A 12,491-nucleotide genomic window follows, 5' to 3' on the forward strand; every position below is an offset into this window, starting at 1 on the left:
AAGAACTTATTGTGACGCAAAACCACCGGCTTCGCGGCACCTGCGACCCCGATCCGGTTCACGCTTCGATGCGACCCATGCGACCGGTCTGGTAATCGACGACGGCCTGCCGGATCTCCTCCTCGGTATTCATCACGAAGGGGCCGTAACGGACGATCGGTTCGTTGAGCGGCACGCCGCCGATCAGCAACAGGTCGAGCGACGTGTCGCCGGCAGCGAACGTGACGGTGTCGCCGTCGTCGCCGTAGACGACCATGTGCCGTGCGTCCACAGCCTGCCTGTCGGGCCCGTAGCGGCCCGTTCCGTCGATCGGATAGGCGAACACGCGATAACCGGCCGGCACGGGCTGCGTGACCGTTGCGCCGGGCTCCAGTGTGAAATGCTGGTAGAGGATCGGTGTGCGCGTCTCGATCGCGGCCTGGACGCCGAATGCTTCGCCGGCGATGACGCGCACGCGTGCGCGCCCGTCCGGCGACGTCGCGGTCGGAATGCGGGCGGCCGGGATCTCCTGGTAGCGCGGTGCGATCATCTTGTCGCGCCGCGGCAGGTTGACCCACAGCTGGAAGCCGTGGGAACGTCCGCCTGCCTGCGCGAACGCCGGGTCCGGCATCTCGCTGTGCACGACGCCGGCGCCGGCCGTCATCCATTGCACGTCGCCGGGGCCGAGCGTGCCGGCATGGCCGGACGAGTCGCGATGGCGGAAGCGTCCGTCCAGCGCGTAGGTCACGGTCTCGAAGCCGCGATGCGGATGGTCGGGCGCGCCCACGGCTTCGCCGGGCGCGTAGTCGACCGGGCCCATTTCATCGAGCAGCAGGAACGGATCGAAGTCCATCAGCAGCCGTGTCGGGAACGGACGGTGAACCACGAAACCGCCGCCTTCGGTGGTGCGAAGCGCGGGGTAGGTACGATCAAGCGAGCGAGCGGTGGTCATGGGAAGCCCTCGAAATCATCGGAATAGCGTTATTTTTGAAACATAGCGCTATTATATTGGGCGTTTTACCGTCCGATTTGCGGCCGTTCGCAATGGATTGTTCTGAAATTGGAACGATGAGATGAATATCGATGCACATAACCTGAACGACCTGATGTACTTCTCGCAGGTCGTCGAACATGGCGGCTTCTCGGCCGCCGAGCGCGTGCTGGGCATCTCGAAATCGCGTCTGTCGCGGCGCCTGACCGAGCTGGAGGCCGCGCTCGGCGTGCGCCTGCTGCAGCGTTCGACGCGCAAGCTCGCGCTGACCGAGGCGGGGGAGCTGTTCTACCAGCACTGCCAGGCGATGCTCGCCGAAGCGCAGGCCGCGATGAACGCGGTGCAGCAGCTGCGCGCGTCGCCGCGCGGCTCGGTGCGCGTCAGCGTGCCGGTGACGCTGTCGCAGACGATGCTGTCGCGCATCCTGCCCGAATTCCTGCGCCGCTATCCGGAGGTCAAGGTGCATGTCCGCGTGACGAATCGCGTGATCGACCTGTTCGAGGATTCGATCGACGTCGCGTTGCGCGTGCGCTCGGAGCCGCCGCAGAACGCCAACATCGTCGTGCGGCCGCTGTGGCGCACCGAGCAGATGCTGGTCGGTGCGCCGAGCCTGCTGAGCCAGAATGCGCCGCCGCTGGCGCCGGACGACCTGACCGGCTTCGAGACGCTCGATACGCCGAGCGTCGACGGCCGGCACGTATTCAACCTGATCGCGCCGGACGGGACGCGCCACGTGCACGAGCATGATCCGCGGCTCGTGACGGCCGACCTGATGACGATCCGCGAGGCCGTGCTCGACGGCCTCGGCATCGCCGCGCTGCCGGAGATGATGTACGGCAACGCGCTGCGCGCGGGGCAACTGTCGCCCGTGATGCCGGGCTGGACGCTGCCGGTGCCGCAGTTGTATGCGGTGTTCGTGTCGCGCCAAGGGATGCCGCCCGCAGTACGTGCGTTCGTCGATTACCTGGTCGAGAAGCTCGACCACGGCGCGTACAAGGAGCCCGGCTGCCCTGAGCGCGCGAAGAAGGAAGCGGCGGTCGATGTTTCGGCGACCTGAACACGGCGTGTACGACGACGCAAATTTGTTTTGTCATTGAAGCGTCGCCTGCAATCGCAAGTTTCAATCGCCGGAACCTTGAATGCGTGCGCGGGCGGGCCTATATTGAAATCCCATTTCGTGAAGGAAGTTCTGAGCGAAATCAGGTGGCCGCATATATTGCGAGCCAGATAGGGCAGAACGCGCAGTCCGTGCAGACCACGGCAGAGTCGCATTTGCGTTGCTCGAGGCGCAACCGATACCGCCAAAGAGCCCGCCGCCCGAAGGCGCCCGCGTGCGCATGAAAAAAGGCCTTCATCTGGCGATGAAGGCCTTTTACTTTGTGTACGGCCGGTTAGGTGCGGCCGGCTAGGTGCGGCCGGCCAGGCGCGGCCGGCCAGGCGCGGCCGGCCGGTGTGGCCGGCCAAGTGCGCCGTTGCTGCCGGCAACGGCGGGGCGTGCGCGCGTTACTTCGCTTTTGCGCCCGGCTCCGTCACGAAGCCGAGCTTCGTCAAGCCGCCTGCCTGCGCATCCGACATCACTTCCGCGACGTGCTCGTACGCGACCTTGCGGTCGGCGCGCAGGTGCAACTCGGGCTGCGGCGTGCGTTTCGCGGCTTCCGCGATCCGTGCCTGCAGTTGTTCGCGCGTGACCGTGTGGTCATCCCACAGGATCGTGCCGTCGCCCTGGATCGCGACGTCGACGGTCTGCGGCTTTTCGTCGACGGGCTGGCTGCTGGCGTGCGGCAGGTCGATCTTCACCGCATGCTGCATCGCCGGGATCGTCACGAGGAAAATGATCAGGAGTACGAGCATGACGTCGACGAGCGGCGTCATGTTGATCTCGCTCATCACGGCATCGTCGTCATCGTCGCTGAAACCGGTGTTCATGGCCATGGTTCACCTCGTCTCAGCTGGCGGCGCGCGAGGCGAGACGCAGGCCGTCGCGCGTCGACGACGACGCGAGGCTCGCGCCCGTCACGAAGTACGCGTGCAGACCGTGCGCGAAGCGGCGCAGCTTGCTGACGACACCCTTGTTCGCACGGGTCAGCGCGTTGTAGCCGAGCACCGCCGGAATCGCGACGAACAGGCCGAAGGCCGTCATGATCAGCGATTCGCCGACCGGGCCCGCGACCTGGTCGATCGACGTCTGGCCGGTGGCGCCGATCGCGAGCAGCGCGTGATAGATGCCCCACACCGTGCCGAACAGGCCGACGAACGGCGCGGTGCTGCCGACCGATGCGAGGATCGCGAGGCCGCTCTGCATGCGCGAGATGCCTTCGTCCATCGTGTCCTTCAGGCAGCGCGTGACCCAGTCCGACACGTCCATGCGATCGTGCAGGTGCGGTTGCGTCTGGTGGTGATGGTCGGCGGCTTCCTTGCCCGACAGCGCGAGCGCGAGGAACGGGTTGTCGTTCGGCGTCGATGCGGCGAGGCCGAGCTTCTTGATGCCGTCGTCGAAATTGTCGGAATGCCAGAAAGCCTGTTCGGCGTTCTTCGTGAGGCGGTTCAGGCGGATCACGTTCCAGCCCTTGATGACGATCACGATCCACGACAGGACCGACATCACGAGCAGCGTGATCGCAATGGCGCGCGTGACGAAATCACCTTGCGCCCAGACGTGCGCGATACCGTAGCTTTGCATTTTTTGTTTCCTTTGAATCTTCCGGATGAGGCAGGTTAGTCGGTGAGCCCGAAGCTGTAGGGCTGTGTGCGGGCGGCGCGGATCGCCTGGCCGTTCTCGATGTACGGACGGCAGGTGGTCGAGCGCATCGCGTCGAGTGCGGCATCGTCGAGGCGCGGATAGCCGCTGCTCTTCTGCAGATCGATGCTTTCGATCTTGCCGGTCACGCCGACGACGAAGTGAACATAGGCGGTGCCCGATTCGCCGCGGCGGCGCGACATCGACGGATAGTCGGGCTTCACGAAGTTGCATTGGAGCGTCGGCACGTTCTTCGGCGCGCTGACCTGCATCGTTTCGCGCGCCGGGCCCGGCGTGGCGGCCGGTGCGGCGGGAGCGGGCGCGGCGGGCGCCGGTGTCGGATCGGCGGCGGGAGCGGGTGTAGGCGACGGGGCGGGCGAGGGCGCAACCGGCTGCGGGGTCGGCTTCGCCGTCTTCTGCACCGGCTTCGGTTCGACCTTCGGCTTCACGCGCGGCACCGGCTTCGGCGGCGCGGGCTGCGGGATCGACTCGGCCGCGACCTGCTGCGCGATCGGCGCGGGCGTGATGAGCTGCGCGGTGATCGTCTGGACCTCGACCGATTTCGGCGGCGGCGCGTTGCGATGGAGCCACGCGGCCGTCAGCATGATCGCGTGTGCGGCAAGCACACCGACCGCGACGACGATCACTCGGGGATTCATACGTGGTGCAGCCGGCATGGCGCCGGCAGGAGCGAGATGCGAAGCCTGCATGTTAGCTTGAAAGAACGACGTCGCACCCGGGGCGCGGCGGGTGAATCGGCATCACTTGCGAAAGATCAGCAGCGAGATGCAAACGGTGGTTACGAATCCGATCAGCAATTCCATCACAGGCTCCTTGACAGGTAAGCCGTTGGCTCGCGCGGACGGTGGCTTGCTGACGGTCAAAACAAAAAATGCGGCCTGGGCCGCATGCGCACGCTCGGCGCCGCTCAGGCCGCCTTGCGGTCGTAGAACGTGACCGGGATCGGATGCGCATGATGCTCGACACCGCACCGGCTCGCGCAGACGCCTTGCTCGGCCATGAGGTCGCGTACGGACTCCTCGCACTTGCCGCAGCACGTGGCCACGCCGAGCTCGAACTGGAGTTCATCGAAAGAGTTCACGCCCTCGGCGAGGGACGCGCGAATCTTGCGATCGGAAACAGACTTGCACACGCAGACGATCATGATGAGTTGCGATAGCTAACGTTAATGCGAATTATTATCATTAATTTTGCGGGCGTTGACAAGCCTGGGTTGGGCTTTTTTTAAGGTCATCGGACCCTTGAAACGGCGGGGCGGTCAGGCCGCCGAGAGCGTCCGGCGTGCCGGCCCCCGCGTCAGGCGGTCGCGCAGGCGCGCGCGTTCGGCGAGGAAATGGTGACGGATTCGACCGGCGCGTCGAGGCCGAGCAGCGTCGAGGCGAGCGCGCGCAGCTGCAGACCGTCGCTGGTCGAGCAGAAACGCGGCGACGCGGCGTGCGTGCCGGCCGGGGCGCGCAGCCCGCGTTCGTCGAGGACCCGCGCAAGCTGGCGGGCGATGGCGTCGCTCGTGTCGACGATCGTCAGGCGCTCGCCAACAAGGTCACGAATCGTTTCTGTGAAGAACGGGTAGTGCGTGCAGCCGAGTACCAGCGTATCGGCGCCGTCGTCGAGCATCGGCTGGATGTAACGCTCGAGCAGCGCGCGCAACGCGGGCGAGTTCGTGTCGCCGCGTTCGATCGCTTCGACGAGCCCGTGGCCGGGTTGGCAGATGAAGCGGCGGCCGGCGCCGTAGCGGTCGAGCAGCGCCTGGAAGCGCGGGCTGTTCAACGTCGATTGCGTGGCGAGGACGCCCGCGACGCCGGTCGCGGACAGCGCGGCGGCCGGCTTGATGCCCGGCTCGACACCGACGAGCGGGATCGACAGGCGTTCGCGGATGGCCGCGATCGCCCGGGCCGTTGCCGTGTTGCACGCGATGACGAGCGCTTTCGCGCCTTCGCGGGCGAGCCACTCGCCGATGGCCAGCGTGCGTTCCGTAATGAAGGCTTCGTCGCGCGGGCCGTACGGCGCGTGGTGCGAGTCGGCGACGTAGACGAACGATTCGTCGGGCAGGTGCGCGCGCGCGGCGCGCAGCACCGACAGGCCGCCGAGCCCCGAGTCGAAGATGCCGACAGGGGCGGCGGCGCGCAGCGCGGTAGCGTTGGACGGGTTCGTCATCGTCAGGCGGGCGGCAGGCTGGCAGGCGGCGCGATTACTCGGGCGAACCCATCATCGTTTGCTGATAGTTCTGCAGGCCGACCTTGCCGATCAGGTCGATCTGCGTTTCGAGCCAGTCGATGTGCTCTTCGGTGTCGTCGAGGATCTTTTCGAAGATCTCGCGCGACACGTAGTCGCGCACCGATTCGCAGTAGGCGATCGCTTCCTTGCAGGTGGACTGCGAGATCTGCTCGAGCTTCAGGTCGCACTTCAGGATCTCTTCGGTTTCCTCGCCGACGAGCAGCTTGTGCAGGTCCTGCAGGTTCGGCAGGCCGTCGAGCATGAACACGCGCTCGATCAGCCAGTCGGCGTGCTTCATTTCGCCGATCGACTCGTCGTATTCGTGCTTGCCGAGCTTGTCGAGGCCCCAGTGCTTGTACATGCGCGCATGCAGGAAGTACTGGTTGATCGCCGTGAGTTCATTCTTCAGTTGGGCGTTCAGATATTCGATGACTTTCTTGTCGCCTTGCATGGCTGTTTCCTTGTTCAGTGGGGCTTCAGAAACCGAACGATAATCGCTCGAACGAGAAAAGCCAAGCCTCGAAGCCTTGTCGGGCCTGCCTTTTGCGTGTAATGAGAATCAGCCTCGAATAACCGGCCGAACACAATAATGAGAATGAGAAGTAAAAAGGCCGGACTCCCGTCCGGCCTTTCGTTCGATCGCGCTTAAGCGGTGGCGACCGGGATCTTGCCGATCTTCGCCTGCCATTCCTTCGGACCCGTCTGGTGCACCGACGTGCCCGACGAATCGACGGCGACCGTCACCGGCATGTCCTGCACGTCGAACTCGTAGATCGCTTCCATGCCGAGGTCTTCGAACGCGAGCACCTTCGCGCCGCGGATCGCCTTCGACACGAGGTAGGCCGCGCCGCCGACCGCCATCAGGTAGGCCGCCTTGTGCTTCTTGATCGCGTCGATCGCGACCGGGCCGCGTTCGGCCTTGCCGACCATCGAGATCAGACCCGTCTGAGCGAGCATCGTCTCGGTGAACTTGTCCATGCGCGTGGCCGTCGTCGGGCCGGCCGGGCCGACCACTTCGTCACGCACCGGATCGACCGGGCCGACGTAGTAGATCACGCGGTTCGTGAAGTCGACCGGCAGCTTCTCGCCCTTCGCGAGCATGTCGGCGATGCGCTTGTGCGCGGCGTCGCGGCCGGTGAGCATCTTGCCCGACAGCAGCAGCGTCTGGCCCGGCGTCCAGCTCGCGACTTCTTCCGGCGTCAGCGTGTTCAGGTCGACGCGCTTGCTGGTTTCCGTGTTCGGTTCCCACTGCACCTTCGGCCAAGCGTCGAGCGACGGCGCTTCCAGCTTGGCCGGGCCCGAGCCGTCGAGCACGAAGTGCGCGTGGCGCGTGGCCGCGCAATTCGGGATCAGTGCGACCGGCTTCGAGGCCGCGTGCGTCGGCGCCGCCATGATCTTCACGTCGAGCACGGTCGCGAGGCCGCCGAGGCCCTGCGCGCCGATGCCGAGCGCGTTGACCTTCTCGTGCAGTTCGACACGCAGTTCCTCGATCCAGTCCTTCGGGCCGCGCGCGATGATTTCCTGGATGTCGATCGGCTCCATCAGCGATTCCTTCGCCATCAGCATCGCCTTCTCGGCGGTGCCGCCGATGCCGATCCCGAGCATGCCCGGCGGGCACCAGCCGGCGCCCATCGTCGGGACCGTCTTCAGCACCCAGTCGACGATCGAATCGGACGGGTTCAGCATCACGAACTTCGACTTGTTCTCCGAGCCGCCGCCCTTCGCGGCGACCTGCACGTCGACCTTGTCGCCCGGCACGATCTCGTAGTGGATCACGGCCGGCGTGTTGTCCTTGGTGTTCTTGCGGGCGCCTTCCGGCGGATTGACGATCGACGCGCGCAGCACGTTGTCCGGGTGCGTGTAGCCGCGGCGCACACCTTCGTTGATCATGTCGGTGAGGCCCATCGTCGCGCCGTCCCAGCGCACGTCCATGCCGACCTTCACGAAGATCGTGACGATGCCGGTGTCCTGGCAGATCGGGCGGCGGCCTTCCGCGCACATGCGGCTGTTCGTGAGGATCTGCGCGATTGCGTCCTTCGCCGCCGGACTCTCTTCCAGCTCGTACGCGCGGCCGAGGGCCTGGATGTAGTCGAGCGGGTGGTAGTAGCTGATGTACTGCAGCGAATCCGCGATGCTCTGGATCAGGTCTTCCTGTTTGATGACGGTCATGGCTGAGACTCTGTGGGGACAGTGGGGAATATGTTGCCGACGGTTCAGGCCGCCGGTCGGGACGCCGCGGGTGCGTGCGCCTCGTGGAAATGGGCCGGGTGCGTGTGCGTCGTCAGGCGATCGACCCACGCCATCACGAGCGCCGACACGAGGAACGACACGTGGATGATCACCTGCCACATGATCGCGTGCGTCGTGTGCTGGTCGGGGTTGATGAAGGTCTTCAGCAGATGGATCGACGAAATGCTGATCAGCGCCATCGACAGCTTGACCTTCAGCACGCCCGCGTTCACGTGGTCGAGCCATTCGGGCTCGTCGGGATGGCCCTCGATGCCGAGCCGCGACACGAACGTTTCATACCCGCCGACGATCACCATGATCAGCAGGTTCGAGATCATCACCACGTCGATCAGGCCGAGCACGGCGAGCATCACGCTGATTTCGTCGAGGCCCGTCGCATGCGACAGCAGGTGCCACACTTCTTTCAGGAACAGGAACACGTAGACGGCCTGCGCGACGATCAGGCCCAGATAGAGCGGAACCTGGAGCCAGCGGCTCATGAAAATCAGCGCGGGGAGGGGGCGAAGCGGGCGACGGCCGGGATGGCCGGGCGAGTGCGGGGCGGACATGTCGGGGTACGGGCGCGGTGCGCAGGTATCGGGGGTAATCTTGAAAAGGCGCGCTATTGTAACGCGTCGGCCGGCGCGACTGCAGCGACGCGCCGGCACGCCCGGGGACGGATCAGGAGGCCGCGGCCGGCACGCGTTTCACGCGCAGGCTCGCGAGCACGATGCCGGCGACGACGCACGCGAGCGCGACGCCGTGCGCGAGCGTCGGGCGCTCCCCGAGGAACGCGATGCCGTACGCGGCCGCGGCGATCGGCAGCACCGCGCTGAACACGCCGGCGAGGCTGCCCGGCACGTGCCGGATGCCCTTCATCCACAGCCAGAACGAGAAGATGCTGGCCGATAGTCCGTACCAGACGACGAGCGCCCAGGTGCCGGCCGGCACGCTCGCGTAATCGAAGTGCCACAGCGCGGTCGCGCCGAGCGGCAGCATCAGGAACAGGCCGAACAGGTGCGTGTACGCGCAGATGTCGATCGGTGCGAGCGTCTGCGTGAGGCGGCGCGACAGGATCACGTAGATCGATTCGCAGCACACCGCGCCGAGGATCAGCAGGTTGCCGGTGAGCGAGCCGGACGCGTCGCCCGGCGTGCCGTGACCGGATGCGCTGCCGTTGGCGAGATTGATCGTCACGACGCCGACGATCGCGAGCGCGATCGACACGAGCGCACGGCCGTTCGGTTTTTCACGCAGGATCAGCCACGCGAACAGCGCGACGATCGCCGGGATCGTGCTCGTGATGACGCCCGCGGCCACCGCGCTCGTGCGCTGCACGCCGTTGAGCATCAGCAGCGTGAACATGAAGGTGCCGAAGAAGGCCTGCAGGAACAGGTTCAGCCATTCGCCGCGCTTGACCGCACGCATCTTCACGGGGCTGAACAGCGGCCACAGCACGGCGATCGCGATCACGAAGCGCAGCGTGGCGAGGATGGCGACGGGAACGAATGCAACGATGGATTTACCGATACCGACGTTGCTGCCGACGAAGAGCATCGACAGGATGAGGAAGAGGGCGTAGCGATTCAAGCTGGAATCCGGAAGGCGAGTTCAGTTAGGATTGTAGGGTCGCGGTTGTAACAGCGTAAAGCTGACCTCGATGCGCGCCGCCCGGTGCACGAAACGGCCATGCCGCGTAAGTGACGGGTAAGTTGGAGCGCTTATCGTGGAAACCGCCGGGCCGCGGGTCACGTTCGCGTGATCTGGTGCGGTGCAGCATCGTGCGCAGGCCTTCGCGGTCGCGTGCGGGTGGTGGGAGACAGCGGCGCGCAGGCGCCGGCCAAGACGACGCGCGGCGCGCACGATCGCGCCGCCATGCAGAGGATTCATGTTCACCAAGGGGTAGTCGATGTCTGCGATTGAATCGGTTCTTCACGAAACCCGTCAGTTCGCGCCGCCCGCGGCGCTCGAGAAGACGGCGGCCATTTCCGGCATGCCGGCCTACCGCGCGCTCGTCGCCGAGGCCGAGCAGGATTACGAAGGCTTCTGGGCGCGTCTCGCGCGCGAAGGCCTCACGTGGCACAAGCCGTTCACGAAGGTGCTCGACGAGCGCAACGCGCCGTTCTACACCTGGTTCGACGACGGCGAGCTGAACGCGTCGTACAACTGTCTCGACCGTCACGTCGAAGCCGGCCACGGTGAGCGCGTCGCGGTGATCTTCGAGGCCGACGACGGCACCGTCACCCGCGTCACCTATGCCGACCTCCTCGCGCGCGTATCGCGTTTCGCCAATGCGCTGAAGAAACGCGGGATCGGCAAGGGCGATCGCGTCGTCATCTACATTCCGATGTCGATCGAAGGCATCGTCGCGATGCAGGCCTGCGCGCGCATCGGCGTGACCCACTCGGTCGTGTTCGGCGGCTTCTCCGCGAAATCGCTGAACGAGCGGCTCGTCGACGTCGGCGCGGTCGCGCTGATCACCGCCGACGAGCAGGCGCGCGGCGGCAAGACGCTGCCGCTCAAGAGCATCGCCGACGAAGCGATCGCGCTGGGCGGCTGCGAAGCGGTCAAGAGCGTGATCGTCTATCGCCGCACCGGCGGCAAGATCGACTGGCATGCAGGCCGCGACCTGTGGATGCACGAGTTGGTGGACGGCGAATCCGACCGCTGCGAGCCGACCTGGGTCGGCGCCGAGCATCCACTGTTCATCCTGTACACGTCGGGCTCGACCGGCAAGCCGAAGGGCGTGCAGCACAGCACGGGCGGCTACCTGCTGTGGGCCGCGCAGACGATGAAGTGGACCTTCGACTGGAAACCCGACGACGTGTTCTGGTGCACGGCCGACATCGGCTGGGTCACGGGCCACACGTACATCACCTACGGCCCGCTCGCATGCGGCGGCACGCAGGTCGTGTTCGAAGGCGTGCCGACGTATCCGGACGCCGGCCGCTTCTGGAAGATGATCGGCGATCACAAGGTCACCGTGTTCTACACCGCGCCGACCGCGATCCGTTCGCTGATCAAGGCGGCCGAAGCCGACGACAAGGTGCATCCAAAGAGCTATGACCTGTCGAGCCTGCGCATCATCGGCACGGTCGGCGAGCCGATCAATCCGGAAGCGTGGATGTGGTACCACAAGCACGTCGGCCACGAGCGCTGCCCGATCGTCGATACGTGGTGGCAGACCGAGACCGGCGGCCACATGATCACGCCGCTGCCGGGCGCCACGCCGACCGTGCCGGGTTCGTGCACGCTGCCGCTGCCGGGCATCACGGCCGCGGTGGTCGACGAGACGGGGCAGGACGTGCCGAACGGGCAAGGCGGCATTCTGGTCGTCAAGCGCCCGTGGCCCGCGATGATCCGCACGATCTGGGGCGACCCGGAGCGTTTCAAGAAAAGCTACTACCCGGAAGAGCTCGGCGGCACGCTCTATCTGGCCGGCGACGGCACCGTGCGCGACAAGGAGACCGGCTACTTCACGATCATGGGCCGGATCGACGATGTGCTGAACGTGTCGGGCCACCGGCTCGGCACGATGGAGATCGAGTCGGCGCTGGTGTCGCATGAACTCGTGGCCGAGGCAGCGGTGGTCGGCCGTCCGGACGATACGACGGGCGAGGCGGTCGTGGCGTTCGTGGTGCTGAAGCGTTCGCGCCCGGAAGGCGACGAAGCGGCGGCGCTCGCGAAGACGCTACGCGACTGGGTCGGCAAGCAGATCGGGCCGATCGCGAAGCCGAAGGACATCCGCTTCGGCGACAACCTGCCGAAGACGCGCTCGGGCAAGATCATGCGGCGCCTGCTGCGCTCGCTCGCGAAGGGCGAGGCGATCACGCAGGACACGTCCACGCTCGAGAACCCGGCCATCCTCGAGCAGCTCACCGAAGTGCGCTGAGCGCCTGCCGGTCGCGCGTCACGCGCGAGCCCCTGCGCGGCAATCCCGATTGCCCGCGCAGGGGCTTTTTGCTACATAACGGCATGACCGTTCCGACCCGTTCGGCGCCCGCCGCGCCACCTCCCGTTCCCGAGCCGCTCGCGCGTGCGCATGCGCGCTACTGGCGCTTCAACGTCGCGTTGATCGCGGTGCTGATGGTGATCGGCTTCGCGGTGTCGTTCATCGTGCCGTTCTTCGGGCCCGCGCTCGCCGGGATTCGCTTCGCCGGCTTCAGCCTGCCGTTCTATGTCGGCGCGCAGGGCGCGATTCTCGTCTACCTCGTGCTGATCGTCGTCTACATCGGGCTGATGCAGCGCGCGGACCGCACGCTGCGCCGCGCGTACGACGAGCATGCGGCACGCGCCGGCCATCCGAACGGCGGGCGCTGA

Annotated in this window: 13 protein-coding genes; 3 read left to right on the top strand and 10 right to left on the bottom strand. The window is 66.1% G+C overall.

Features of this window, described 5'->3' with window-relative positions:
- Nucleotides 1–58: 58 nt before the first annotated feature.
- Nucleotides 59–931, bottom strand: a complete 873-nt coding sequence (locus DFS13_RS23315; protein WP_034201518.1) for a pirin family protein — start codon at nucleotides 929–931, stop codon at nucleotides 59–61.
- A gap of 121 nt (nucleotides 932–1,052) precedes the next feature.
- On the opposite strand from DFS13_RS23315, the gene DFS13_RS23320 reads away from it, so the two are divergent.
- Nucleotides 1,053–2,027 carry a LysR family transcriptional regulator gene (locus DFS13_RS23320; protein ID WP_006483884.1) on the top strand — a complete coding sequence of 325 codons (975 nt, stop codon included), beginning with the start codon at nucleotides 1,053–1,055 and terminating at the stop codon, nucleotides 2,025–2,027.
- Between the two features lie 446 nt (nucleotides 2,028–2,473).
- Here DFS13_RS23320 and DFS13_RS23325 read toward each other — a convergent pair whose 3' ends face one another.
- From DFS13_RS23325 to DFS13_RS23365, 9 genes are all read right to left on the bottom strand, one after another.
- The gene (locus DFS13_RS23325) at nucleotides 2,474–2,902 is read right to left on the bottom strand and encodes a biopolymer transporter ExbD (RefSeq protein WP_006478310.1); all 429 of its coding nucleotides are present in this window, start codon (nucleotides 2,900–2,902) and stop codon (nucleotides 2,474–2,476) included.
- A gap of 13 nt (nucleotides 2,903–2,915) precedes the next feature.
- On the bottom strand, nucleotides 2,916–3,650 hold the full coding sequence (locus DFS13_RS23330) for a MotA/TolQ/ExbB proton channel family protein (RefSeq protein ID WP_006483875.1): 735 nt from the start codon (nucleotides 3,648–3,650) through the stop codon (nucleotides 2,916–2,918).
- A 35-nt stretch (nucleotides 3,651–3,685) separates the two neighbouring features.
- Nucleotides 3,686–4,417, bottom strand: a complete 732-nt coding sequence (locus DFS13_RS23335) for an energy transducer TonB (protein WP_034201519.1) — start codon at nucleotides 4,415–4,417, stop codon at nucleotides 3,686–3,688.
- A 218-nt stretch (nucleotides 4,418–4,635) separates the two neighbouring features.
- Entirely contained in the window at nucleotides 4,636–4,872 is a 237-nt protein-coding gene (locus DFS13_RS23340; protein ID WP_006482749.1) for a bacterioferritin-associated ferredoxin, read from the bottom strand.
- A 152-nt stretch (nucleotides 4,873–5,024) separates the two neighbouring features.
- The gene (murI, locus tag DFS13_RS23345; protein ID WP_034201521.1) at nucleotides 5,025–5,882 is read right to left on the bottom strand and encodes a glutamate racemase; all 858 of its coding nucleotides are present in this window, start codon (nucleotides 5,880–5,882) and stop codon (nucleotides 5,025–5,027) included.
- 34 nt (nucleotides 5,883–5,916) lie between these two features.
- A complete protein-coding gene (gene bfr, locus DFS13_RS23350; protein ID WP_006482753.1) occupies nucleotides 5,917–6,393 on the bottom strand; it encodes a bacterioferritin in 477 nt (158 codons plus the stop codon).
- A gap of 194 nt (nucleotides 6,394–6,587) precedes the next feature.
- The gene (locus tag DFS13_RS23355; RefSeq protein WP_006482750.1) at nucleotides 6,588–8,111 is read right to left on the bottom strand and encodes a fumarate hydratase; all 1,524 of its coding nucleotides are present in this window, start codon (nucleotides 8,109–8,111) and stop codon (nucleotides 6,588–6,590) included.
- A gap of 44 nt (nucleotides 8,112–8,155) precedes the next feature.
- Nucleotides 8,156–8,740, bottom strand: coding sequence for a TIGR00645 family protein (locus DFS13_RS23360; protein WP_012492727.1), 585 nt, complete (start codon nucleotides 8,738–8,740; stop codon nucleotides 8,156–8,158).
- Between the two features lie 112 nt (nucleotides 8,741–8,852).
- The gene (locus tag DFS13_RS23365) at nucleotides 8,853–9,761 is read right to left on the bottom strand and encodes a DMT family transporter (protein ID WP_006482741.1); all 909 of its coding nucleotides are present in this window, start codon (nucleotides 9,759–9,761) and stop codon (nucleotides 8,853–8,855) included.
- Between the two features lie 319 nt (nucleotides 9,762–10,080).
- On the opposite strand from DFS13_RS23365, the gene acs reads away from it, so the two are divergent.
- Together acs and DFS13_RS23380 are read left to right on the top strand one after the other, a co-directional pair.
- Nucleotides 10,081–12,063 carry an acetate--CoA ligase gene (gene acs, locus DFS13_RS23375; protein WP_111442193.1) on the top strand — a complete coding sequence of 661 codons (1,983 nt, stop codon included), beginning with the start codon at nucleotides 10,081–10,083 and terminating at the stop codon, nucleotides 12,061–12,063.
- 83 nt (nucleotides 12,064–12,146) lie between these two features.
- Nucleotides 12,147–12,491: a DUF4212 domain-containing protein gene (locus tag DFS13_RS23380; RefSeq protein ID WP_006482758.1), complete on the top strand. Its 345-nt coding sequence runs from the start codon at nucleotides 12,147–12,149 to the stop codon at nucleotides 12,489–12,491.

It is taken from the genome of Burkholderia sp. 28_3, from assembly GCF_003253915.1.
Lineage (GTDB): Bacteria > Pseudomonadota > Gammaproteobacteria > Burkholderiales > Burkholderiaceae > Burkholderia > Burkholderia cenocepacia.

Bases quoted from the DNA above. Each gene is read 5' to 3' on its own strand.
- DFS13_RS23360 (WP_012492727.1), bottom strand. From the start codon at position 8,740: ATGTCCGCCCCGCACTCGCCCGGCCATCCCGGCCGTCGCCCGCTTCGC.
- DFS13_RS23340 (WP_006482749.1), bottom strand. From the start codon at position 4,872: ATGATCGTCTGCGTGTGCAAGTCTGTTTCCGATCGCAAGATTCGCGCG.
- DFS13_RS23335 (WP_034201519.1), bottom strand. From the start codon at position 4,417: ATGCAGGCTTCGCATCTCGCTCCTGCCGGCGCCATGCCGGCTGCACCA.
- murI (WP_034201521.1), bottom strand. From the start codon at position 5,882: ATGACGAACCCGTCCAACGCTACCGCGCTGCGCGCCGCCGCCCCTGTC.
- acs (WP_111442193.1), top strand. From the start codon at position 10,081: ATGTCTGCGATTGAATCGGTTCTTCACGAAACCCGTCAGTTCGCGCCG.
- DFS13_RS23355 (WP_006482750.1), bottom strand. From the start codon at position 8,111: ATGACCGTCATCAAACAGGAAGACCTGATCCAGAGCATCGCGGATTCG.
- DFS13_RS23330 (WP_006483875.1), bottom strand. From the start codon at position 3,650: ATGCAAAGCTACGGTATCGCGCACGTCTGGGCGCAAGGTGATTTCGTC.
- DFS13_RS23320 (WP_006483884.1), top strand. From the start codon at position 1,053: ATGAATATCGATGCACATAACCTGAACGACCTGATGTACTTCTCGCAG.
- bfr (WP_006482753.1), bottom strand. From the start codon at position 6,393: ATGCAAGGCGACAAGAAAGTCATCGAATATCTGAACGCCCAACTGAAG.
- DFS13_RS23315 (WP_034201518.1), bottom strand. From the start codon at position 931: ATGACCACCGCTCGCTCGCTTGATCGTACCTACCCCGCGCTTCGCACC.
- DFS13_RS23380 (WP_006482758.1), top strand. From the start codon at position 12,147: ATGACCGTTCCGACCCGTTCGGCGCCCGCCGCGCCACCTCCCGTTCCC.
- DFS13_RS23325 (WP_006478310.1), bottom strand. From the start codon at position 2,902: ATGGCCATGAACACCGGTTTCAGCGACGATGACGACGATGCCGTGATG.